This is a genomic window from Terrabacter sp. P5_B1 (assembly GCF_056400505.1).
The window spans coordinates 1-1,868 of the sequence record NZ_JBFULD010000509.1 but is presented as its reverse complement, the minus strand read 5'-3'; the positions used below and the strand labels follow the sequence as shown (position 1 = coordinate 1,868).

At 73.0% G+C, this 1,868-nt stretch carries 2 protein-coding genes and 1 pseudogene; all 3 read left to right on the top strand.

Annotated elements, in window-relative coordinates; genetic code table 11:
- A pseudogene (locus tag AC1DP0_RS21485) lies at nt 1-243 on the top strand (phosphatidylinositol mannoside acyltransferase); the annotation flags it as partial.
- Entirely contained in the window at nt 240-1,412 is a 1,173-nt protein-coding gene (locus AC1DP0_RS21480) for a glycosyltransferase family 4 protein (RefSeq protein WP_478088541.1), read from the top strand. The pseudogene AC1DP0_RS21485 and the gene AC1DP0_RS21480, both read left to right, overlap by 4 nt.
- Nucleotides 1,409-1,868, top strand: a 460-nt coding sequence (locus AC1DP0_RS21475; RefSeq protein ID WP_478088539.1) for a hypothetical protein, incomplete at its 3' end; no start/stop codon positions are given. The genes AC1DP0_RS21480 and AC1DP0_RS21475, both read left to right, overlap by 4 nt.

Below are 1,868 nucleotides of genomic sequence, written 5' to 3'. Positions count from 1 at the left end.
GCGCCGGCCGGCGCCGGTCTCGGCGGCTACCGCACCGTCATCGAGTTCAGCGACCGGCTGCGGCCCCGCGTCGAGGGCCCGAGCAGCGTCAAGGCGCAGGACCTCACCCAGCAGTGCGCCGACCACCTCGCCACGACGATCCGCACCCACACGAGCAGCTGGCACATGCTGCAGAAGGTGTTCGTCGACGACCTCGACACCGCCCGCGACCCGGCACGCGCTCCCGCCGGAGCGCGACCGTGAAGATCGGCATCGTCTGCCCGTACTCGTTCGACGTGCCGGGCGGGGTGCAGTTCCACGTCCGCGACCTCGCCGAGCACCTCATCGGCCAGGGTCACGACGTGTCGGTCCTCGCACCGGCCGACAGCGAGACCGAGCTCCCCGACTACGTCACGTCGGCGGGCCGCGCCACCGCCGTGCGCTACAACGGATCGGTCGCGCGGCTGAACTTCGGCCCCGTGACGGCGTCCAAGGTGAACAAGTGGCTCGACGCCGGCCAGTTCGACGTCCTGCACCTGCACGAGCCCGTCACGCCCAGCATCAGCGTGCTGGCGCTGATGGCGGCGGAGGGGCCCATCGTCGCCACCTTCCACACCTCGATGCTGAGGTCGCGGACGATGCAGACGGCATACCCCATCATCCGGCCGGCCCTGGAGAAGATCGCCGGCCGCATCGCGGTGAGCGAGGACGCCCGCCGCACCGTCACGACCCACGTCGGGGGCGACGCGGTCGTCATCCCGAACGGCGTCTACGTCGACCGGTTCGCCGACGCCCCGCGCCGGTCGGCGTGGATCGGCACTCCGGCGTCGCCCACGATCGCCTTCCTCGGCCGGATGGGCGAGCCGCGCAAGGGGCTTCCCGTCCTCGCGGCCGCGTTGCCCGAGGTGCTCCGCTCGATCCCGGGCCTGCGGGTCCTCGTGGCCGGACCTGGCGACCCCGACGACGTGACCGAGGGCTGGCCGGCGGAGGTCGCCGCGGCCTGCGTGTTCCTCGGCTCCGTCTCCGACGACGACAAGGCCTCGCTGCTCGCGTCGGTCGACGTCTACGTCGCGCCCAACACCGGGGGAGAGAGCTTCGGCATCATCCTCATCGAGGCCATGAGCGCCGGCGCCTGCGTGCTGGCCAGTGACCTGCCGGCGTTCTCGCGGGTGCTCGACGGCGGCGCGGCCGGTGCGATGTTCGCCAACGAGCACCCCGAGGACCTCGCGGGCACCCTCGTCGACCTGCTCCGACGGCCGGATCGCCGTGCCGAGCTCGCGGCAGCGGGTCAGCACCGCGCCCGGCTGTTCGACTGGTCGGTCGTCGCCGACGACATCCTCGCCGTCTACGAGACGGTCATCGAGGGTCGCGCCGCCGCCCACTGGGAGCCGACAGGGCGCTGGAACCGCTTCCTGCGCGGGGGTGCCCGGTGAGCGAGGTCTTCTCCTGGGTCTTCGGCGTCCTCTTCGTCCTCGTGCTCGCCGCCTGGTACCTCTCCTACACGGCGGCGCGCCTCGACCGCCTCCACGTGCGACTCAGCGGCACGCTCGCCGCCCTCGACGCGCGCCTCGTCCGCAGGGCCGAGGCCGCCGTCGAGCTCGCCAACAGCGGCCTGCTCGACGGGGCCACGTCCCTCCTGCTCGCCAACGCCGCTGCCGGCTCCTTCGAGGCGCCGTCCGAGCACGGGGAGGAGCGGGAGCTCGCCGAGAACGACCTCACCGAGGCCCTCGACCTCGCACTGACCCCCGATGCCGTGGCAGACCTGCGGTCGACCCCGCTCGGCCAGGACGTGCTGTCCCGCGTCGGCTCGGCGTGCACCCGCGTGCAGCTGGCGAGGCGTTTCCACAACGACGCGGTGACCGACGTGCGCCGGGTGCGCCGCAAGTGGG